At 71.4% G+C, this 20,532-nt stretch carries 21 protein-coding genes; 11 read left to right on the top strand and 10 right to left on the bottom strand.

All coding sequences use genetic code 11. The features are described from left to right. Positions 1–257: 257 nt before the first annotated feature. Positions 258–1,337: a histidinol-phosphate transaminase gene (gene hisC, locus ACWD4B_RS11370; protein ID WP_451420524.1), complete on the bottom strand. Its 1,080-nt coding sequence runs from the start codon at positions 1,335–1,337 to the stop codon at positions 258–260. Between the two features lie 343 nt (positions 1,338–1,680). Here hisC and ACWD4B_RS11365 point away from each other — a divergent pair, with 343 nt between their 5' ends. From ACWD4B_RS11365 to ACWD4B_RS11355, 3 genes are all read left to right on the top strand, one after another. Next, on the top strand, positions 1,681–2,793 hold the full coding sequence (locus ACWD4B_RS11365) for a LacI family DNA-binding transcriptional regulator (protein WP_451420523.1): 1,113 nt from the start codon (positions 1,681–1,683) through the stop codon (positions 2,791–2,793). A gap of 327 nt (positions 2,794–3,120) precedes the next feature. Further along, positions 3,121–4,299: a metallophosphoesterase gene (locus ACWD4B_RS11360; RefSeq protein ID WP_451420571.1), complete on the top strand. Its 1,179-nt coding sequence runs from the start codon at positions 3,121–3,123 to the stop codon at positions 4,297–4,299. 181 nt (positions 4,300–4,480) lie between these two features. Next, positions 4,481–5,353, top strand: a complete 873-nt coding sequence (locus ACWD4B_RS11355) for a hypothetical protein (protein WP_451420522.1) — start codon at positions 4,481–4,483, stop codon at positions 5,351–5,353. A gap of 113 nt (positions 5,354–5,466) precedes the next feature. Here ACWD4B_RS11355 and thiC read toward each other — a convergent pair whose 3' ends face one another. Beyond that, a complete protein-coding gene (thiC, locus tag ACWD4B_RS11350; protein ID WP_451420521.1) occupies positions 5,467–7,227 on the bottom strand; it encodes a phosphomethylpyrimidine synthase ThiC in 1,761 nt (586 codons plus the stop codon). Positions 7,228–7,418: 191 nt separating this feature from the next. Here thiC and ACWD4B_RS11345 point away from each other — a divergent pair, with 191 nt between their 5' ends. The 3 genes from ACWD4B_RS11345 to ACWD4B_RS11335 all read left to right on the top strand — a co-directional run bounded on the left by ACWD4B_RS11345 (position 7,419) and on the right by ACWD4B_RS11335 (position 10,793). Continuing rightward, on the top strand, positions 7,419–8,768 hold the full coding sequence (locus tag ACWD4B_RS11345) for a YibE/F family protein (RefSeq protein ID WP_451420570.1): 1,350 nt from the start codon (positions 7,419–7,421) through the stop codon (positions 8,766–8,768). A 38-nt stretch (positions 8,769–8,806) separates the two neighbouring features. Beyond that, complete coding sequence (locus ACWD4B_RS11340) at positions 8,807–9,007, top strand: hypothetical protein (protein WP_451420520.1); 201 nt, start codon at positions 8,807–8,809, stop codon at positions 9,005–9,007. Between the two features lie 145 nt (positions 9,008–9,152). Next, positions 9,153–10,793, top strand: coding sequence for a flotillin family protein (locus ACWD4B_RS11335; RefSeq protein WP_451420519.1), 1,641 nt, complete (start codon positions 9,153–9,155; stop codon positions 10,791–10,793). A 118-nt stretch (positions 10,794–10,911) separates the two neighbouring features. Here ACWD4B_RS11335 and ACWD4B_RS11330 read toward each other — a convergent pair whose 3' ends face one another. From ACWD4B_RS11330 to ACWD4B_RS11320, 3 genes are all read right to left on the bottom strand, one after another. Then, positions 10,912–11,358: an SsgA family sporulation/cell division regulator gene (locus tag ACWD4B_RS11330; RefSeq protein ID WP_171078536.1), complete on the bottom strand. Its 447-nt coding sequence runs from the start codon at positions 11,356–11,358 to the stop codon at positions 10,912–10,914. Between the two features lie 451 nt (positions 11,359–11,809). Beyond that, positions 11,810–12,028, bottom strand: coding sequence for a DUF5326 family protein (locus tag ACWD4B_RS11325; protein ID WP_390777394.1), 219 nt, complete (start codon positions 12,026–12,028; stop codon positions 11,810–11,812). 203 nt (positions 12,029–12,231) lie between these two features. Further along, positions 12,232–12,549: a cupin domain-containing protein gene (locus tag ACWD4B_RS11320; protein WP_451420518.1), complete on the bottom strand. Its 318-nt coding sequence runs from the start codon at positions 12,547–12,549 to the stop codon at positions 12,232–12,234. A gap of 68 nt (positions 12,550–12,617) precedes the next feature. Between ACWD4B_RS11320 and ACWD4B_RS11315 the strand changes: the two genes are divergently transcribed. The 3 genes from ACWD4B_RS11315 (at position 12,618) to ACWD4B_RS11305 (ending at position 14,658) form a co-directional block, all read left to right on the top strand. Next, positions 12,618–12,998 carry a phage holin family protein gene (locus ACWD4B_RS11315; protein ID WP_451420517.1) on the top strand — a complete coding sequence of 127 codons (381 nt, stop codon included), beginning with the start codon at positions 12,618–12,620 and terminating at the stop codon, positions 12,996–12,998. Between the two features lie 205 nt (positions 12,999–13,203). Next, positions 13,204–14,100, top strand: a complete 897-nt coding sequence (locus ACWD4B_RS11310; protein ID WP_451420516.1) for a LysR family transcriptional regulator — start codon at positions 13,204–13,206, stop codon at positions 14,098–14,100. Positions 14,101–14,160: 60 nt separating this feature from the next. Continuing rightward, positions 14,161–14,658: an NUDIX hydrolase gene (locus ACWD4B_RS11305; RefSeq protein WP_451420515.1), complete on the top strand. Its 498-nt coding sequence runs from the start codon at positions 14,161–14,163 to the stop codon at positions 14,656–14,658. A gap of 9 nt (positions 14,659–14,667) precedes the next feature. On the opposite strand, the gene ACWD4B_RS11300 is transcribed toward ACWD4B_RS11305, so the two are convergent. The 4 genes from ACWD4B_RS11300 to ACWD4B_RS11285 form a co-directional block, all read right to left on the bottom strand. After that, positions 14,668–15,267, bottom strand: coding sequence for a pyridoxamine 5'-phosphate oxidase family protein (locus tag ACWD4B_RS11300; protein WP_451420514.1), 600 nt, complete (start codon positions 15,265–15,267; stop codon positions 14,668–14,670). A 6-nt stretch (positions 15,268–15,273) separates the two neighbouring features. After that, positions 15,274–16,701, bottom strand: coding sequence for a globin domain-containing protein (locus ACWD4B_RS11295; RefSeq protein ID WP_451420513.1), 1,428 nt, complete (start codon positions 16,699–16,701; stop codon positions 15,274–15,276). Between the two features lie 178 nt (positions 16,702–16,879). Then, positions 16,880–17,512, bottom strand: coding sequence for an HAD family hydrolase (locus tag ACWD4B_RS11290; protein ID WP_451420512.1), 633 nt, complete (start codon positions 17,510–17,512; stop codon positions 16,880–16,882). Beyond that, complete coding sequence (locus tag ACWD4B_RS11285) at positions 17,509–18,762, bottom strand: MFS transporter (RefSeq protein ID WP_451420511.1); 1,254 nt, start codon at positions 18,760–18,762, stop codon at positions 17,509–17,511. Before ACWD4B_RS11285 ends, ACWD4B_RS11290 begins: the two co-directional genes overlap by 4 nt. A 211-nt stretch (positions 18,763–18,973) precedes the next feature. On the opposite strand from ACWD4B_RS11285, the gene ACWD4B_RS11280 reads away from it, so the two are divergent. Further along, positions 18,974–19,438, top strand: a complete 465-nt coding sequence (locus ACWD4B_RS11280) for a MarR family winged helix-turn-helix transcriptional regulator (RefSeq protein ID WP_451420510.1) — start codon at positions 18,974–18,976, stop codon at positions 19,436–19,438. Between the two features lie 39 nt (positions 19,439–19,477). Next, entirely contained in the window at positions 19,478–19,930 is a 453-nt protein-coding gene (locus ACWD4B_RS11275; protein WP_451420509.1) for an N-acetyltransferase family protein, read from the top strand. Here the strand turns inward: ACWD4B_RS11275 and ACWD4B_RS11270 are convergent. Further along, positions 19,901–20,532, bottom strand: a 632-nt coding sequence (locus ACWD4B_RS11270; protein ID WP_451420508.1) for a TetR/AcrR family transcriptional regulator, incomplete at its 5' end; no start/stop codon positions are given. The two genes, ACWD4B_RS11275 and ACWD4B_RS11270, sit on opposite strands and share 30 nt — an antisense overlap.

The following is a 20,532-nucleotide window of genomic DNA, read 5'->3' as shown; positions in this document are numbered from 1 at the left end:
TCCTTGCCTCTTGCTTCACCGGCGGGCCGGGCCGCCGACGGTATGCACCTTTATGCCCCATAAGAAGCGGGACATAAAGGTGTGCTTGTGAACGCGTTCACATTCACAAGCATTATGGCGCACCGAGTTTTCGGCCAAGTCAGGGGGGTACCCCCTCCGGCCCTTGCACGGGGGCGGGCGCGCGGCAGGGCAAAGGCAAGGGCGCCGCACCCCTCCCTCGAAGGGAGGCGCACAGCGCCCGTCGGGCGTCAGCGGCCTCAGAGCTGCTTGCGGAACTCCTCGGCGACCCGCAGGACGATGTCGTTGGCCTCGGTCTCCCCGATCGTCACCCGCACGCCGTCGCCCTGGAACGGCCGCACGGCCACCCCGGCGGCGTCGCACGCGGCGGCGAAGTCGGCCGCCCGGTCCCCCAGCCGCAGCCAGACGAAGTTGGCCTGCGACTCCGGCAGCGTCCAGCCCTGCGCGGCCAGCGCCGCGGCCACCCGCACGCGCTCCTCCACCAGCGCGTCCACCCGCTCCTTCAGCGCCTTCTCGCTGCGCAGCGACGCGATCGCCGCCTCCTGCGCGACCTGGCTCACGCCGAAGGGGACGGCCGTCTTCCGCAGCGCCGCCGCGACCGGCTCGTGGGCGATCGCGAAGCCGACGCGGAGCCCGGCGAGCCCGTACGCCTTGGAGAAGGTGCGCAGCACGCAGACGTTCGGCCGGTCCCGGTAGAGGTCGATGCCGTTGGGGACGTCCTCGTCGCGGATGAACTCGATGTACGCCTCGTCCAGGACCACCAGCACGTCGGCGGGCACCCGGTCCAGGAAGGACTCCAGCTCGGCCCGGTGAACCACCGTGCCTGTGGGGTTATTGGGGTTGCAGACGAAGATCAGCCGGGTCCGGTCGGTGATCGCCGCGAGCATCGCCTCCAGGTCGTGCACATCGCCCTCGGTCAGCGGGACCGGGACCGGAATGGCGCCCGAGACCCGGGTGATGATCGGGTACGCCTCGAACGAGCGCCAGGCGAAGATCACCTCGTCGCCCGGGCCCGCCGTCGCCTGCACCAGCTGCTGGGCGACGCCGACCGAGCCGGTGCCGGTCGCCAGGTGCGACAGCGGCACCTCGAAGCGCTCCGCCAGCTCGGCCATCAGGCCCGTACAGGCCATGTCCGGGTAGCGGTTGAGCAAACCGGCCGCCTCGACCGCGCTCTCCAGCACGCCCGGCAGCGGCGGGTACGGGTTCTCGTTGGAGGACAGCTTGTACCCGGCCGGTCCGCCGCCGGCGGCCGGCTTGCCCGGCTGGTAGGTGGGGACGCCGTCCAGCGCAGCACGCAGCTTCGGGGTCTTCTCGGTCACCACGGTCCTCCCGGGCAAGGGACATGAAGGGACATGAATACTGCACACCTTATGAGGATTGCCCCGGGCGGCGTCCAGAGTTTCCGGCGCGCTCTTCCTGCGGCAGTGCGCCGTGGCGGGCGCCCTGGCGCGCATCCCCCGTGAAGGTGAGTTGAGACCTCTCCGAGACCTGGACCACCCACGAGACCGGGATATGCCAGACGTCGACCGACCCCCGAGGACCCGCTCAACCACCTGCATTTCCATGATCATTGGGCCGTGCAACGACTGCAGAAACGTGCCTGTCAACAGTGAAATGGCGCGCCCTGCCGAAGGACCAGCCGAGCCCTACTATCGGCTCGCCATGACAGCAGCAGGGAAGCACCAGGTGAGCCGGGCGGAAACCTCCCGCAGGGGCAGTCGGCAAGGACGGGCGGGCATCCGCGACGTCGCCGCCGCCGCCGGGGTTTCGATCACGACCGTCTCGGACGCGCTCAACGGCAAGGGCCGGCTACCGGACGCGACCCGCCGCCATGTCCGCGAGGTCGCCGACCGACTGGGCTATCGCCCGTCGGCGGCGGCCCGCACCCTCCGCACGGGCAAGTCGGGCCTCATCGGCCTGACCGTCACCACGTACGGGGATGAACCTTTCACCTTCACCGAGTTCGCCTATTTCGCGGAGATGGCCAGAGCTGCCACCTCGGCCGCCCTGGCCCGCGGCTACGCCCTCGTCATCCTCCCGGCGACCTCCCGGCACGACGTGTGGTCCAACGTGGCCCTCGACGGCACCGTCGTCGTGGACCCCTCCGACCACGACCCCGTCGTCTCCGACCTGGTCCGCCAGGGCATCCCGGTGGTCTCCGACGGCCGGCCCGCCGGCACCCTGCCCGTCACCGCCTGGGTCGACAACGACCACGAGGCCGCGGTCCTGGGCATCCTCGACCACCTCGCCGCCGCCGGAGCGCGCCGGATCGGCCTGCTCACCGGCACCACGACGGACACCTACACCCGGCTGTCCACCACCGCGTACCTGCGCTGGTGCGAACGCATCGGCCAGGACCCGGTCTACGAGGAGTACCCCGCGCACGACCCCTGCGCCGGAGCCGTCGCCGCCGACCGGCTGCTCGCCCGGCCGGACCGGCCCGACGCGGTGTACGGGCTCTTCGACCCCAACGGCACCGACCTGCTGGCCGCCGCCCGCCGCTACGGCCTGCGCGTACCGGACGACCTGCTGCTCGTCTGCTGCAGCGAGTCCACCGTCTACGCCACCACCGAGCCGCCCATCACGACGCTCTCGCTCAAGCCGCGGCGGATCGGTACCGCCGTCGTCCAGCTGCTGATCGACGCCATCGAGGGGCTCGACACGGGACGGCCGGTGGAACAGGTCATACCCACCGAGCTGATCGTGCGTACGTCCTCCGAGCGGCGCCCGCCGCGCACCACCGTCAGCGCCCCGCGCGGCCCGGCCACGACCTGACCGGCCCCGGCACACCGGCCGACACCCCGGCGTCACCCGTGTGACCTGCACCGACCCGCCCGGCCCGCGTCAACCGCGGGCATCCCGCGTCCGGCCCACGGGGCATCCCCCCATCCGGCACGACACAGCCGTCCCCGCCCCCTGCGGACCGGCACGAACGGCTCATTTAACGGAGCATTTGGGGAGAAAATCCCGGCGATCCCGGTGGAGCTCCCCGATTCACAGCCCCTGGTGCGTCACAAGCCGCGACGGTCATTCCTATGATGGGCGCACGACACCACGGACCGCCGTCGACCAGGCAAGGTCCACAAGGTGCACGGCGGCGCGATGGTGGAGGGGTCGATGACTCAGGGGGCCGGTCAGGGACCTGCGGCACGGACCACGGCGGCGATGCCGCCTTTCCCCGGGTACGCCGCTCCCCCGCCCATGCCCGGGTACGACCACGCCGGGGAGCCGGCCGAGGCACCGGTCCACCCGCACTACGCCGCGCACGAGGGCTTCCCCCCGCACGCGGCCGAGTACCCCGACTACCCCGAGGGTTACACCCCGACCGCCCGCGACCTCCCGGTCATCGTCCGCAGCCCGGCCCCCGGCACCGTGCCGCCGCAGGACGTGCCGACCGTCGAGCTGACGCCCCTCACCGCTCCGCAGCAGCTCCCCCAGCAGCCCGTGCCCACCGGCCCGGGCCCGCTGTACGTCGTCGGCGACGTCCACGGCTACCTGGACGAGCTACACGCCGCGTTGCACGCGCAGGGCCTCATCGACGAGCAGGGCCACTGGTCGGCGGGCAACACCCGGCTGTGGTTCCTGGGCGACTTCACCGACCGCGGCCCGGACGGCGTCGGAGTGATCGACCTGGTCATGCGGCTCTCCGCGGAGGCGGCGGCCGCCGGCGGCTACTGCAAGGCCCTCATGGGCAACCACGAGCTGCTGCTCATCGGCGCCAAGCGGTTCGCCGACACGCCCGTCAACTCGGGTGCGGGAACGGCCTCCTTCCAGGCGGCCTGGCTGCTCAACGGCGGCCAGCGCACCGACATGGAGCGCCTGGAGGACCACCACCTGCAGTGGATGGCCCGCCTCGACGCGATCGCCGAGGAGGACGGGCACCTGCTCGTCCACTCCGACACCACCGCGTACCTCGACTTCGGCGACTCGATCGAGGCCGTCAACGACGCCGTCACCGAGGCGCTGCAGCGCAACGACCCGGACGAGTGCTGGGACCTGTTCCGCAAGTTCACCAAGCGGTTCGCCTTCCGCGACGACGAGGCGGGCCCGTCGGCCGTGCGGGAGCTGCTGCAGACCTACGGCGGCCGCCGCATCGTGCACGGGCACAGCCCGATCCCCTATCTGCTGGGCGAGGTCGGCGGGGAGGACCCGGACGAGCAGGACGGCGCGCCGCTCATCGAGGGTCCGCATCTGTACGCGGACGGGCTGGCGCTCGCCATGGACGGCGGGGTCACGATGGCCGGAAAGCTGCTGGTGGTGCAACTTCCGCTGGCCGGCTGAGGGTTCGGCGGCGGTGTCCACGGGCACATGAGGAGTTCCACCGCCGCGGGGTAATTCGGGAAACCCGCTGTCACCCCGTGCCGGTGCGGCTCTACCATCGGCTTATCCGTAGCAGGCTCTCCTCCGTTTCCGCCCACTGCCGGCAACAGGCCGGCTATCAGGCTCTACGGAGCATCGGGGGATGCACATGAACAGCGTTCCGCACCTGCTTGCCGAGGACCGCCCGGAATTCGAGCGGATCCTCGACCAGGCACTGCGTACCGCGGACCATGACCCGGAACTCGACGCCCTGGCCGCCGCGACAGGGCGGCGGCTCACCGCCGAACAGCTGCGCACGATGGCCGTCGGCGCCATGACCGCCATCTCCGCCTGCGCCATGGCGGAATACGAGGACCTCATAGAAGCGCGCCGGGCGCTGCGCGAGTGGGCCCCGTCCGGCAGACCGCAGCCCGTCGCCGCCGGTGCCGCCGCGGGCGGGGATCCGCCGCCCGCCGGGCCTCCCGAGGAGGATCCGGGCGCGGGGGCCATAGCGGTGCTGGCCGTGCTGGCTCCGGTGCTCGCGGGGATCGCCGCGATCCTGTTCCTGGCGATCGGCTACGTGATGCGCACGGTCGGCTCGGACGTCCCGGTCGCGGACTCGATGATCACGATCGGCTGGTGGTTCGGCGGCCTCACCGCCGTCGGCGTGCTCGTCGCGACGGCGGGCATCCTGCTCACGGCCCTGCGCAACGGGGCGCCCCCGGAGGACGACGGCCGCCGGAGCGAGCTGTACGAAGCGGCCGACCGGGCCCGGGAGGCCTGGCGCGAGGCGCTGCTGGAGCGGGGCATCAGGCCGTTCCTGAGAGAGGCCCAGGCCAACGCCCTGGCACCGACGACCCGTTCGCCGTCCGTCCCCCCGGCCCGCAACGGCCACAGCCGGACCCCCCATCTCGGCTACACCCGCCCCGGCTTCACCAGCCCTGACGAGGATCACACCGCCCCCACGCGCCCCCGCTTCACCAGCCCGGATTTCACCAGCCCCGATTTCGGGGGCCCGGACCACCGGTTGGAGTGAGAAGCGGAAGGCTCCGCGAAAAATCGTATCGCCGCGAAGCGACGCGGCACAGGTGTCCCGGAGGAAGGGGTCCGTCAAGACCCCTTCCCCGCACACCCGTTCCGTGGGTGCGCCTATTCCGCGATCGGCAGGTACACCCGGTTGCCGGCTGCCGCGAACTCCCGTGATTTCTCCGCCATTCCGGCCTCGGGGTCGACAGCGAGATCGTCGCCGTGCGCCCGCCGGATGTCCTGCGAAATCTTCATCGAACAGAACTTCGGCCCGCACATCGAGCAGAAGTGCGCCGTCTTGGCGGGCTCCGCCGGCAGCGTCTCATCGTGGAAGGCGCGAGCCGTGTCGGGGTCGAGGGCCAGGTTGAACTGGTCCTCCCAGCGGAACTCGAAGCGCGCGTCCGACAGTGCGTCGTCCCACGCCTGCGCGCCCGGGTGGCCCTTGGCGAGGTCGGCCGCATGGGCGGCGATCTTGTACGTGATGACGCCGGTCTTGACGTCGTCCCGGTCCGGCAGGCCCAGGTGCTCCTTGGGCGTGACGTAGCAGAGCATGGCCGTGCCCCACCAGGCGATCATCGCGGCACCGATGCCCGAGGTGATGTGGTCGTACCCGGGCGCGACGTCGGTCGTCAGGGGGCCGAGCGTGTAGAACGGGGCTTCCTCGCAGATCTCCTGCTGGAGGTCGATGTTCTCCTTGATCTTGTGCATCGGGACGTGGCCCGGGCCCTCGATCATCGTCTGGACGTTGTGCCGCTTGGCGATCGTGTTGAGCTCGCCGAGAGTCCTGAGCTCGGCGAACTGCGCCTCGTCGTTGGCGTCGGCGATCGAACCCGGACGCAGGCCGTCGCCCAGCGAGTAGGTCACGTCGTAGGAGGCGAGGATCTCGCAGAGCTCCTCGAAGTTCTCGTAGAGGAACGACTCCTTGTGGTGCGCGAGGCACCACGCGGCCATGATCGAGCCGCCGCGCGAGACGATGCCGGTCTTGCGGCGGGCGGTCAGCGGGACGTACCGCAGCAGCACGCCGGCATGGACGGTCATGTAGTCGACGCCCTGCTCGGCCTGCTCGATGACGGTGTCCTTGTAGATCTCCCAGGTGAGTTCCTCGGCCTTGCCGTCGACCTTCTCCAGGGCCTGGTACAGCGGCACGGTGCCGATCGGCACGGGGGAGTTGCGCAGCACCCACTCGCGGGTGGTGTGGATGTTGCGGCCGGTGGAGAGGTCCATGACGGTGTCGGCGCCCCAGCGGGTCGCCCAGGTCATCTTCTCCACCTCCTCCTCGATGGAGGAGGTGACGGCCGAGTTGCCGATGTTGGCGTTGACCTTCACCAGGAACTTCTTGCCGATGATCATCGGCTCGATCTCGGGGTGGTTGACGTTCGCCGGGAGGACGGCCCGGCCGGCCGCGATCTCCTCGCGGACGGTCTCCGGGGAGACGCCCTCCCGGAGGGCGACGTACTCCATCTCCTCGGTGATCTCGCCGCGACGGGCGTACGCGAGCTGCGTCACCGCCTGGCCGCCCCGGCCCCGGCGGGGCTGGCGCGGCCGGCCCGGGAAGACCGCGTCGAGGTTGCGCAGGCCGCCGCGGGGCGAGGTGTGCTTGATGCCGTCGTCCTCCGGGCGCACCGGGCGCCCGGCGTACTCCTCGGTGTCGCCGCGGCCGATGATCCAGTTCTCGCGCAGCGGCGCCAGGCCGCGCCGGACGTCCGTCACGACGGCCGGATCGGTGTACGGGCCGGAGGTGTCGTACAGGGTGACGTCCTGCCCGTTGGTGAGATGCACCCGCCGCACCGGGACCCTGAGGTCCGGTCGCGAGCCGGTCACGTGGTCCTTGTGCCAGCCGAGCTCCCGGCCGTTTTCGGACGTGCGTGCATCCTGCGAGGTCATGTGACCAGAACTCCCTACGCCGGCATTACCCGGTAACAGGTTCGGCGGTCGGCGCAGCGGTTTCCGTACGGACATCGGTTCCCGTACGGCGGTCAGCGCCCTCTCAGCCCGGTGCTCCGAGCTCCCGCGATTGCAAAGGTGCCACCACGCTAGCGCCTCCCCCGACCGGAGGGCCAGGGGGGCTTGCCATGATGAGCCGGGTGACCCCCACCGAGCGTACGCACCACCACACCCCCCACGCCCACGGCCATGCGCACAGCCATGCGCACAGCCATGGTCCGGCCAAGCCCGTCTCCGCACACCTGCGCAAGGTGATCGCGGCCGTCCTCGTCCCGTTCGCCGCCGCCGTGGTGGCCGGAATAGTGATCCTCTGGCCGGGCAGCGCGCCACCGCACCAGCACAGCGGGCTGGGACTCGACCAGCAGACCGAGTCGGGACGGGTGGTGAAGATCGAGGAGGTGGACTGCGCCAAGGTCGGCGCGCAGCCGCAGCAGCAACAGCAGTCCCCGCAGGGCGGCGCGCCCGTCACCGGACCGTGCGAACAGGCGACGATCGAGGTCGGCTCGGGTCCCGACAAGGGCGTGACGTTCACCGAGATCGTGCAGCCCAGCGCCTCCCGCCGCTACACGGTCGGCGAGGGCGTGGTGCTGGCCTACGCGCCCAAGGCCCCCGAGAACCTGCGGTATTCGGTGACGGACGTGGACCGCAACGTCCCGATGGCGCTGCTGGCCGCGGTGTTCGCCCTCGCGGTCGTGGCGATCGGCCGGCTGCGCGGCGTCTTCGCCCTGGTGGCGCTGGTGATCAGCTTCGGCGTGCTGACGATGTTCATCCTCCCCGCGATCCTCCAGGGTTCGGATCCGCTGCTGGTCGCGGTGATAGGCGGCAGCGCGATCATGCTGATCGCGCTCTACATGTGCCACGGTCTCAACGCCCGTACGTCCGTGGCCGTTCTGGGCACGCTCACCTCCCTGCTGCTCATCGGTCTGCTGGGCGCCGGCTTCATCGGCTGGGCGCATCTGACGGGCAACACGGACGACACGACGGGCCTGGTGCACGGCCTGTATCCGCACATCGAGATCCAGGGCCTGCTGCTCGCCGGGATCATCATCGGCTCGCTGGGCGTGCTCGACGACGTCACGGTGACCCAGACGTCGGCCGTGTGGGAGCTGAAGGAGGCCGATCCCAAGGCGAATTGGCGGAAGCTGTACGCATCGGCCATGCGCATCGGCCGGGACCACATCGCGTCGGTGGTCAACACACTGGTCATGGCGTACGCGGGGGCGTCGCTGCCGTTGCTGCTGCTGTTCTCGATCGCGGACAGCGGGGTGGGGAGGGTCGCGACGAGCGAGATCGTCGCGGAGGAGATCGTCCGCACGCTCGTGGGCAGCATCGGTCTGGTGGCCTCGGTGCCGGTGACGACCTTCCTGGCCGCGCTCGTTGTCAGTGCCGACCGGCACAATACGAGCAAGGGTTCCAAGAGGGGGTCCAAGGGGGGCTCCAGGACCGCGAAGAGCGGCGGCAGGCGGCGCCGCGCGAAGTGACGGGCCCGCGGGGGCGGGCCGGAAGGCGGGGGGCGTCGGTGGTCGGGGAGTTGGGCAGAGTGACGGGGGCGGTCGGCCCGGGCCTGGTCGGCGAGGTGATGGTGCGGGTGCGGGGCGGTGCCGAGGCCTTCCTGGCGTATCCGGCGGAGCCGGACGAGCGCATCGAGCGGGGGACGGTGGTGCTGATCGTGGAGTACCAGCCGCCGCGCACGGTGTACGTCGCACGGGCGTATTCCTAGGGCCTGTCCGATGGGTCGGTGCCGACGCGCATCTCCCCGGCCGGAACGGATGGTTGAGGTGTCGGCGTCTTCACCAGGGGGCACATCCGGGAGCAGACTGCATGATCACAGGGCCCCGTCGGGGCCGCAAAAGGGGGAATGACGCATGCTCATCGGCGTCGTGGCGGGGGTCGTCCTCGTCGCCATAGCCGTCCTCGTGGGGCTGTTCAAGCTCATGTGGCGCGTTGCCGAGCCCAACGAGGCACTCATCATCTCCGGGTCCAACCACCGCGTGGAGGGCCTGGAGGAAGGCATGGGCTTCCGGATCGTCACCGGGCGGGGGACGCTCGTCCTGCCCGGGGTGCAGGCGGTGCGCAAGCTGTCGCTCGACCTCAACGAGGCCGATCTCCACGTGGATTGCGTGACGCGGCAGGGCATCCCGCTCAAGGTGCACGGCGTGGTGATCTTCAAGGTCGGCGACGACCTCGTGTCCATAGCCAACGCCGCCCGCCGCTTCCTCGACCAGCAGAAGCACATGAGCGAGCGGGTGCACAACGTGTTCGCGGGCCATCTGCGGTCCATCGTCGGCGGGTTGACCGTGGAGGACATGATCCGCGACCGCGAGCGGCTGACGGGCGAGACCCGGGCCGCCTCGGGCACGGAGATGGAGAAGCTGGGTCTGATCATCGACTCCCTGCAGATCCACGAGATCCAGGACCCCACGGGCTACATCCAGAACCTGGCCGCGCCGCACGCGGCCGCCGTCCAGCGCGATGCGCGCATCGCCCAGGCGGAGGCGGACCGGCTGGCCACCGAGGCCGAACAGCAGGCCGCCGCGCGGATGTCGGAGGCCACGCGCGACAGCGAGATCCTGCAGGCGGGGTACCAGGCCGAGCGGGACAGTGCGGCCGCCAAGGCCCGGCAGGCGGGCCCGCTGTCCGAGGCCGCGGCGCGGCAGGAGGTCGTGGTCCAGGAGACCCGGGTCGCGGAGCTCGCGGCCAAGCAGCGCGAGCAGCAGCTCCAGGCGGACGTGCGCAAGCCCGCGGACGCCGCCGCGTACGAGAAGCGGACGCTGGCGGAGGCGGAGCGCGACGCCCGCATCTCCGCCGCGGAGGCCAGGGCCCGGGAGACGGAGCTGGCGGCCGCGGCCGAGGCGACCCGGGTGAAGGCGGCCGCAGCGGCCGAGGCGGAGGCCACCAGGACGCGCGGCGAGGCCGCCGCCGCGGCCACCCGTGCGACGGGTGAGGCCGAGGCCGCCGCGACGCAGGCCAAGGGTCTGGCGACGGCCGAGGCGGCCAAGGCGCACGGCCTGGCCGAGGCCGAGGCGATCAAGGCCCGGGCCGAGGCGCTGGCGCAGAACCAGGAGGCGGTCGTCGCCCAGCAACTGGCCGAGAACTGGCCGGAGATCGTCCAGGCCGGCGCCCAGGCCTTCGGGAACGTGGACCACATGGTCCTGCTCAACGGGGCGGACGGGATGTCCGAGATGTTCGCCAAGGCGCTGACGATGGGCGGTACGGGCCTGGGGCTGGCCCGCCAGCTGCTGGCGTCCGTGGGCAACGGCCCGGGCCGGGAGCCGGGCGCGGACGGCGTGCACGCCCTCGGTGCGGGCGCCGGCGGGGACGGCCGGAGCGCGGGGCCGCGCAGCGAGCCGGTGCCGCTCGACAGGCCTGTGGGGAATGGGCCGGACGCTTCCGGCGCACCGGAAGGGCCCGGCGGCGCCGCCGGATCCGCCGGGGCTGCCGGAGAAGGTGCCGGGGAGGCCTCCGCGGAGACGGCGGAGGGGGCTGTGGCGGGGACGGCCGGATAAGCGGCCGGAGTCGGCCGGGGACGGCCGGGGAGTCCGTCGGGAAGGGGCCGCCACGGCGGCCGGAGGGGCCGTCGCGGGCGCCGGGCACGGCTGCGGTGCGGCGGCGGCCCGGGGGCCGCTAACCGGCGTTCTGCCCTTCCGGGTTGCCGGCGAGGATGCTGTCGAGCGCCGCGGCGAGCTCGTGGTCGAAGTCCGCGACGGAGCGCTCCTCGCCCAGCGGTGCAATGCGGTCGGTGCGGTCGAGGAAGGCCACCAGCGGCGCCGCCCCCGCCCGGAACAGGGCTCCCTCTCCGCCCACTTGCAGCCGGATGAAGACGTCCGACAGGTGCTGGGCGGAGGCGGGGGCGATGTGCACGTCGCCCTCGCCGGAGGGCTGGCTCAGCCCGTCGAGCAGCAACTCCCGGGCGAAGGCCCAGGTCACGGGGGCATCGCCGGGGAGGTGGAAGGTGAACTTCACCGCGTAGGGATCACTGCTGTCGTAGTCCAGCTCCACCGGGATCCGGAAGGACAGCTCCTCGGAGACGAGGAAGGTCATGATCACTTCTGCCTGAACTGTGTCGCGCATCGCCCAATGCCCCGTCTTCGTCGGTTTGGCCGGGATTGGATCCTCATGGCCCTCTAATGACGCCATAGTCTGACAACAACGTCCCGTGGATCACAAGGAGTGATTTTTCAGTTACCGATAGAGACCGAGAGGGAGCTTACGAGCTCTCCGACTCTGGAGCGTAGCGACTCGACTACGGGGCGGAGTCGTTCCGCGGGATTCGGCGGCACGGAACAACCGAGAACCGGCCAAAGTGACCGGCGTTCACAGGGCGGTGAACAGGCCGGTCACGGGGCGGAAGGCGAGAACGTCGGGGCAGGTGGCCGGGGGCCGGGGCAGGGGCGTACTGCTGTCGTCCGCACACGGGTTGGAGCCGTGGAGGCGGTCACAAGGCACCGAACGCTAATCAGAATGGGGTATTTCAGACAGGCCGGTATTCCCGGGCGATGTCCCTCGCCCGGGTTACCGCCCTCTACCAATCGCCCTTGGACGACGAGGACGACGTGAACTTCTTGACGACGAAGATGAGGCCGCCGACGAGGGCGACGAGCAGCAGCGCCTTGAAGAGCAGACTGACGACAAAGCCGAGCACGCTCATGATCAGGCTGCCGAACACCACGAGCACCAGGACCGGCACGGCGACCCACGTCACCCACCAGGGCAGTCCTGCGAATATCCCCTTCTCGGCCATGACGTCCTCTGCTTCCCGCTCCACGCGTCTTCACGCGTCGCTGTCGTGTCACCGGCCGGGAGGACCCGGCCCGCTTCGGTACTTCGATGCTAGGCCGGGCACACGGCCGGGTGGGGGTCCCGCAGCCCTCGTCCGCCCCTGAGCGGCCCCCTACGGGATACCGGGGTTCCGGGGCCGTCCGTCTCAGGGGAACCGGCCCGGGTTCAGCTCTCCGGGGGCGAGAAGACGACCAGTACCCGCAGGTCCTCGCTGATGTGGTGGAACCGGTGCTGCACGCCCGCCGGCACGTACACCACGCTGCCGCGCGCCACCTCGGTCGTCTCCGCACCCACGGTGATCGCGGCCCGGCCGCTCACCACCACGTACACCTCGTCCTCGGTGTGCGGCCCCTGAGGGTCGGCGTCGCCGGCGTTCAGGGCGTACAGCCCGACGGACATGTTCCGCTCGCGCAGGAACTGCAGGTACGCCCCCTGGTTCGCCGCCCGCTCCGCGTCCAGTTCGTCGAGCCGGAACGCCTTCATCCTTGCCACCCCTCGCTGTGCCGGCGCAGGCCTCCGCATCCTGCCCGCCGGTCTGCAACGATCTCACCATGAAGAACTTCGTAGTCAAGACGATCGCCAACGCGGCAGCCCTGGCAGTGGCCATCTGGCTGCTCAAGGGCATCACGCTGTCCGGCGAGAACACCGCCCGCAAGGCGGTCACCCTGATCCTCGTCGCGCTCGTCTTCGGCGTGGTCAACTTCATCGTCAAGCCGGTCGTGAAGCTGCTGTCCTTCCCGCTCTTCATCCTCACCCTGGGCCTCATCACGCTGGTGATCAACGCGTTGATGCTGATGCTGACCTCATGGATGGCGGGAAAGCTGCATCTGGCCTTCCACGTGGACGGTTTCTGGACGGCCCTCGTGGGCGGCGTCATCGTCTCGATCGTGGCGTGGGCGATGCACGTGATCCTGCCCGACGACGAGGACTAGGACACGCCCTTAGCGCCGCCGCGCATGCCGGACGGCGGCTCGAGCCTCCCCCCTCTTGGCTCGAGCCGCCCGGTTCTCGTGCACGAAGAACCGTGCGATCCAGGCTAGTTGACTCTGCGTCAGTGTCCAATCACGCTAGCGACACAGACCTATCGACTTATTTATAGTTCCCCCACGATCAGTAGCGGCGAGCCGGGGAGAACCCATGGATCTGGCCCTTCTCCGCACCTTCGTCACCGTGCACAGGGCCGGCTCGTTCACCCGGGCCGCAGCCCTCCTCGGCCTTTCCCAACCTGCCGTCACCAGCCAGATACGGGCGCTGGAACGGCAGCTCGGCCGCCCCCTCTTTCTCCGGCAGGCCCGCGGGGTCCGGCCCACCACCACCGGCGACGAACTCGCCCACCGCATCGGCCCGCACGTGGACGCGCTGCTGGAGATCACCGAGTCCGGGCCCGACGGCCACTGGACCGGCCGCAGCCTGCACCTGGCCGGTCCCCCCGAGTTCACCGGTCTGCGGGTGCTGCCCGCCCTCGCCCCGCTCGTCGCGCAGGGGCTGACCGTGCGCACGGCGCACGGCACGGCCGAGGAGATCTTCGACGGACTCGCCGCGGGCCACCACGACCTCGCCGTCACCACCACGCGCCCGCGCGGCCGGCTGCTGGCCGCCACCCCGCTGTGCGACGAGGAGCACGTCCTGGTCGCGGCCCCGCGCTGGGCGGCCCGGCTCGGCGGCGCGGCCGTCGTCCGCGACCAGGGCGCCCGCGCCCTGGAGGACCTGCCGGTGGTCGAGGTCCACGAGAGCCTGCCGTTCGTCTCCCGCTACTGGGCCGCGGTCTTCGACGGCAAACCCGCCGCCACCGCCACGGTCGTCGTCCCCGACCTGCGTGCCGTGCTGTCCTGCGTCGTCGCCGGAGCCGGCATCGGGGTGCTGCCCCGCTATCTGTGCGGCGACGCCCTCGACACCGGCGAGATCGTGGCCCTGCTGGACCCGCCGGTGCCTCCGCTGCGCACGTACTTCCTGGTCGTCCGGGCCGGCTCACCGGCACATCCGCACCTGGCGAGGGCGCACGAGTGGTTGTTGCGCGCCGCCGTCTCCTGGTGAGGCTGCCGTTTCCCTGCGGGAAGGGGTTTCACCGGGGGCCCGGCGCGGCAGATGTCCCCTATGACCGAACGGCTCGTGGTCAAACGCACCGCCCGCGCCATCCTGCTCGACGGGGATCCCTTCTCCGGGAGCCTCGACATGCTCCTGATCAAGCGGACGAAGCCCGGCGAGGCTCCGTACTGGATCACCCCCGGCGGCGGGGTGGAGCCCGAGGACGCCACGGTGGTCGCCGCCCTCCACCGCGAGGTGTCCGAGGAGCTCGGCGCCAAGGTCACGGACGTGGTCCCGGCCTTCGTCGACACCGTCTCCCACTCCCTCCACCACGCGGCCCACGGCGTGAAGGTGCAGCACTTCTTCGTCTGCCGGCTGGCCTCGATGGACCTCTCCCTGCGGCACGGCCCGGAGGTGGACGAGCCGGTCGGGACGTACGAGGTGGTGCGCATCCCCTTCACCCGCGCCGGCGTCGCCTCCGTGGACCTGGTGCCGCCCTCGCTGCGTGCCTATCTCGACACGAACATCGAAGGGGTACGGGCCCTGCTCGCGCCCGACCTCGGCTGAGCCCCGCCCCTAGGGCGTGCCTGCCGCGGCGCCGAAGAAGTCGCCGCCCTTGCGCCGCACATCGTCCGTGCCCCAGTCACGGCCGTCCCTGCCGGGGACCCCGGAGGCCTTGTACAGCTGCGGAATGTGCTTGGCGCAGTGGACGTACGCCTCCTCGACCGTGACCTCGACCCACACCACGGGCCTGCGGCCCGGCACGCCGTCGGCGGGCAGCTGCGGGTGGGCGGCGCGCAGGACGGCGTCGTCGACGATCCGGGCCCGGCCGTTGACGTGCAGGCCGATCCGGTCGTGGAAGAAGTCGATCAGCAGGATGCCGACGCGGGGGTTCTCCTCGATGTTGCCCAGGCTCGCGAGGACGCCGTTGCCCCGGTATTCGGGGTAGGCCAGCCTGTGCTCGTCCAGGACGTGCAGAAAGCCGGGCGGGCCGGCGCGGAAGGTGCTGTCGCACGCGCCCCCGGCATCCGCGGTGGCGAGGAAGAACATCTCCTGCCGGGCCACGAACTCCCGCATCCGTGCGTTGAGCCGGTCCAGCATCTGCTCGCCGTGGAAGCGCTCCGCGCGGACCGACGTGCCGAACCGCTGCTGCAACTGCTGTTCACCGTCGCCCACTTCGCCTCACCGTCCGTGGACCGCCGACTCGTCCAGCGTGTCGTGCCGTATGCGGTGGGACGGTATGCCGATGCCCACCAGGGTGTCCACACTGCTGCGAATCATTTCCGGCGGCCCGGACAGATACGCGTCATAGGCGTGCCACGGCCCGTATTTCCTTACGACGGCGGGGAGTTGTCCGCTCAGGCCGCGGGTCGGACCGTCCGAGACCACCGGGCGGACGCAGAGCCAGCGGTGCGCCTTCTGCAGGCGCAGCAGGGTGTCGATGTCGTAGAGGTCGTCGTCGTACCGGGCTCCGTAGAAGACGTCGACCGGGCGGCGGCGGCCGTGCCGGACGACGTCCTCCACCAGGGCCTTGATGGGGGCGATGCCGGTACCGCCGCCGAGGCAGAGCATTCCGTCGTCGGTGCCGTGGTCCACGGTCATGGAACCGGCCGGCGGGCCGAGGCGGACGACGTCGCCGGGACGGGCCCGGTGGACCAGGGCGCCGGACACCCAGCCGGCCGGAACGGCCTTGACGTGGAAGGAGAGCAGGCCGTCCTCGCGGGGCGCCGAGGAGAAGGAGTAGTGCCGCCACACCCGGGGCCACCAGGGCGTCTCCACGCTCGCGTACTGCCCCGCGAGAAAGGGGTAGGGCTGGTCGGGGCGGAGGGTGAGCACGGCGACGCTGCGGGTGCGGCGCTCGTGGGAGACGATCTCGGCCTGCCACCAGGCCGGGGTCCGCTCCGCGTCCTCGGCGGCCGCATCGATCATGATCTGGGAGACCGCCGTGTAGACCCGCACCCATGCGGCCTCGGCGGCCTCGCTCCAGGTGTCGGTCGCATAGCGGGTGAGCGCACCGATCAGGCACTCGCCGACGGCGGGGTAATGGGCGGGCAGCGTCCCGTACTTGCGGTGTCCGCGGCCGAGCCGGGAGAGGTACGCGGTGAGGGTGACGGTGTCGTCGGCATGCTCGGCGGCGGTCAGCAGCGCCTTGAAGAGGCGGTCGCGCTGGACGTCCATCGCCGCCGGGAAGAGATCGCGCAGTGCGGGGTGCCGGACGAAGAGCAGTGCATAGAAATACGACGTGGCCTTGTCGGCCACGGGCTCGATCTCGGCCAGGGTGCGCCGTACGAGGAGGGCGTCCGGGGAGGGGCCTGCGCCCGAGAAGGGGGACGGGACGGGGGCGGCGGCCGGGGCAGCCGCCCCGGGTAACGGCAAGGGCGAGGCCGGTAAGGACTCGGGGCGGGCTGCGTCCGACGGGGCGGGGTCGGCCTCGGCCGGGCGCTCGTGCTCCCGGCCGGCCTCCCGTCCGCCGGGAGGGGCGCCCGGGCCGTCCCCGTCGTCACGCTCTCGGGGGCGGCCTTCCGTGCCGTCCCCCGGCGCGAACCAAGTCCACTCACCCGCTGGGCGTGTGGTGCCGTCGTGGGCCGACGGAGTGGCCGGAGCGTTCATCTATGCCTCGCCTCGAACATCCCTCGGGCGGTACCAGTCCGCGCAGCATGCCACCCCGGGCCCCGGCCGCGGTGAATATGCCGTAACTCCCGGCGCTTGAAGGAACGTTGCGGCTAGGCTGATCGGTCGGGCAGGCCCGTCGACGCCTCCTGCCCGGGCTCCCCCGCTCCGTGCCCGCTCAGCGCGCGGACCCGGTCAGCGCGTAGGCCTCGCGCAGGTCCTTCCCCGTGTACGTGTGCGTCGCGATGTCCCGCACGTGGTGATCCGCGTTGACCGCCACCGACACCGGAACAGCGGCGAACAGGCTCGCGTCCGACATCGAATCCCCGTACGCCACGCAGTCGGCGCGGCCCAGCCCGTACTCCGCACAGAGCTCGTCCGCGATCCTCACCTTCGCGGCGGCGTTGAGGATCCCCGACGGGTCCACGGGCTCCCGGAACGGCACCGCCGGCCAGCGCGACCCGCGGGCCGCGTCCGCGCCCCAGTCCAGGAGCCTCTCCACGAAGAACGACGGCGACAGCGAGATCACCGCGCACCGCTCGCCCCGCTCCCGTATCTCCCCCCACACCTCCTGGATGCCGTCCATCCACGGCGCCGCGTCGAACGCCGCGGCCACCTGCGCCTCGGTGAGCTCCTTCCACAACTCCATGGCCCGTGCGGCGAACTGCGGCGGCGACAGCTCGCCCGCCGCGAACGCCCGCTCCAGTTCGCCGATTCCGGGCTCCACTCCGAGCTGCCGGGAGATCTCGACCGCGGCCGCGGAGCCGTGGATCAGCGTGCCGTCGAGATCGAACAAGTGCAGTCTGCTCATGGTCGTCGAGCGTAGGTGCCGCCGTCGGCCGCGGGAACGGACGCCCCCGTGGCCACCACCCTCGGCCCCGAGGCCTCCGGCACGCCCGGCAGCCCCGCCGCCCGCCCGCCGCGCCGCTCCAGCGCCGCGGACACCAGCGCCAGGACCAGCGCGGCCGCGGCCATCAGCGCACCGACCCCGTTGGGCGCGGTGTAGCCGAACCCGGCGGATATGACCAGGCCGCCGAGCCAGGCCGCCATGGCATTGCCCAGGTTGAAGGCGCCTATGTTGACCGCGGAGGCGAGGGTGGGGGCGTCGGCGGTCTGGTCCAGCACCCGCTTCTGCAGCGGGGGCACGGTCGCGAAGCCGAAGGCCCCGACGAGCGGCACGGCGACCGCCGCCGCGATCTTGTCGTGCGCGGCCAGGGGCAGCAGCGCGAGCGCGATCGCGAGCCCTCCGAGAGCGGTGCAGAGCATGGGCATCAGCGCACGGTCGGCGTACCGGCCGCCGACGAGGTTGCCCGCGACCAGGCCGAGGCCGAAGAGCACGAGCAGCCAGGTGACGGACGCCGGGGCGTAGCCCGTGACCTCGGTCATCATCGGGGTGATGTACGTGCTCATCGTGAAGACGCCGCCGAAGCCGAGCACGGTCATCGCCATGGCGAGCAGGACCTGGGGGTTGCGGAAGGCGGCCAGCTCGCCGCTGATCCTGGTCTGTTCGGGCCGCTCCTGCTCCGGCACGAGGGCCGCTATGCCGAGGACGGCGAGCACGCCGAGCCCGGCGATGGCGAAGAAGGTGACCCGCCAGCCCGCGTTCTGGCCGACCAGCGTGCCCAGCGGCACGCCCACCACGTTGGCGACGGTCAGGCCGGTGAACATCATCGCTATCGCGCCCGCCTTCTTCTGCGGCGGGACGAGCCCGGCGGCGACGATCGCGCCGATGCCGAAGAACGCGCCGTGCGCGAGCGAGGCGACGATACGGCCGGCGAGCATCACCCCGAAGGCCGGCGCGGCGGCGGAGAGCGCGTTGCCCGCGATGAACAGCACCATCAGGGCCATCAGCATCCGCTTGCGCGGCACCCGGCTTCCGACGATGGCGAGGACGGGCGCCCCGACGACCACGCCGAGGGCGTAGCCGGTGGTCAGGAAGCCGGCTGTGGGGATCGAGACGCCGAAGTCCGCCGCGACCTCGGGCAGCAGGCCGGAGGTCACGAACTCGGTCGTGCCGATGCCGAAGGCGCCTATGGCGAGCGCCAGCAGAGCGAGAGGCATGAGAGAGGTCTTTCGGATCAGGCAGGACACAGGACAGCGGAACAGGGGACAGGGCAGGAAAGGCAGGACAACGACATGCTTGCCATCGCCCCTTTCCCGCGTCCACAATAATTGCAGACGCGGGCTATATGCAAGCGCTGGCTATTGCTCGGGAGGGCTACCCTGGTCCCTGACGGGCACGGCACCGCGCGCACGACCGAAGGAGGGCCCCATGTCCCGCACCCCGGACCCCGCTCTGGGCGGCCTGGCACAGGGCTGGTGCGCCCTCTCGGCCCTGCACAGCCGGATCGAGGTGCACATAGAGCGGGCCCTGCAGGCCCATCACGAGCTGAGCGTGCGCGAGTTCTCCGTCCTGGACGTGCTCAGCCGCCAGCACGACGGCGAGGGCGGCCACCTGCGCATGAACGAGGTGGCCGACGCGGTCGTGCTCAGCCAGAGCGCCACGACCCGCCTGGTCAACCGCCTGGAGGACCGCGGCCTGCTGACGCGCTACCTGTGCCTGACCGACCGTCGCGGCATCTACACGGACGTGACGGACTCGGGGCGCGCCCTCCTCTCGGAGGCCCGGCCCACGAACGACACCGCACTGCGCGAGGCGCTCCAGGAGGCCTCCTCGCGTGCGGAGTTGGCACCGCTGGTCGCCGCCGTGGAGTCGCTCGCACCGGCCCGGAAGTGACCATGGTCCAGGCGGCCGCCCGCGCATAGGGTCCGGATCATGAGCGACATCGTGATCCGGCGCGCGACCGCCGACGACATCCCCGCCATCGTGGCCCTCCTCGCCGACGACCCGCTCGGCGCGCAGCGCGAGTCCCCCGGCGACCTGGCCCCCTACCGCACGGCCTTCGAGCGCCTGACCGGCGACCCGAACCAGCACCTGGTCGTCGCCGAGCGCGACGGCCGCACGATCGGCACCCTCCAGCTCACCGTCATACCGGGGCTCTCCCGCCGCGGCGCGACCCGTTCCGTCGTCGAGGCCGTCCGGGTCCACGCGGACGAGCGCGGCAGCGGGCTGGGCACGCGGCTCGTCGAGTGGGCGATCGAGGCGTCCCGCCTGGAGGGGTGCCTGCTGGTGCAGCTGACCTCGGACGCCACCCGCGTCGACGCCCACCGCTTCTACGAGCGCCTGGGCTTCGAGGCCTCACACCTCGGGTTCAAGTACCACCTCTGACGCCGCCTCCGACGCGGCCCGGGCCCGCTCCCGGTGCGCCTTCTGGCGGCAGGCGGCGCCGCAGTACCGGGCGGGCCGGCCCGTACGCGCGGCCGTCACGGGGCCGCCGCACACGGCGCACACTGTTTCGTTACGGCCGACCTCAGGGTTTTTCGGCAGTTTCGTCACACGCCGCCCCGGCCGCAGGCTGTCGCACGCCAGCGCCGTCATCCTGCCCGGCGCCACGCCGGGGCCGCGCCGCTGCTCCATCGACAGACACCCCATGAGCAGGGCCGTCACGTCGTCGATGGTGACGTCCTTCCTTACGGTGTCCGCCTGTTGGGCCCGTTCGAGCAGGACGGACAGGGCGGCGCGGAAGTCCTCCTCGACGCCGGGCGAGGGCTCGAAACTGCCCTCCAGCGCCTCGCACAGCCCCTTGTTGCGCACGGACAGGCGCACCACGGCCGCCAGGTAGCGGAAGAAGACGACTCCGGGGTCATCGGCGGAGGCCAACTCCCTTGCGGTGTCCGTGAAAAGCCGCACCCGGTCCGTCACCGTGGCCCTGAACAGGGCTTCTTTGGACGGGAAATGGCGATACACCGTCCCCGCACCGACCCCGGCCC

The sequence above is a fragment of the Streptomyces sp. NPDC002536 genome (assembly GCF_053594995.1).
Note: the sequence above shows the minus strand (reverse complement) of the source record. Positions and strands in the feature narration are given on the sequence as shown.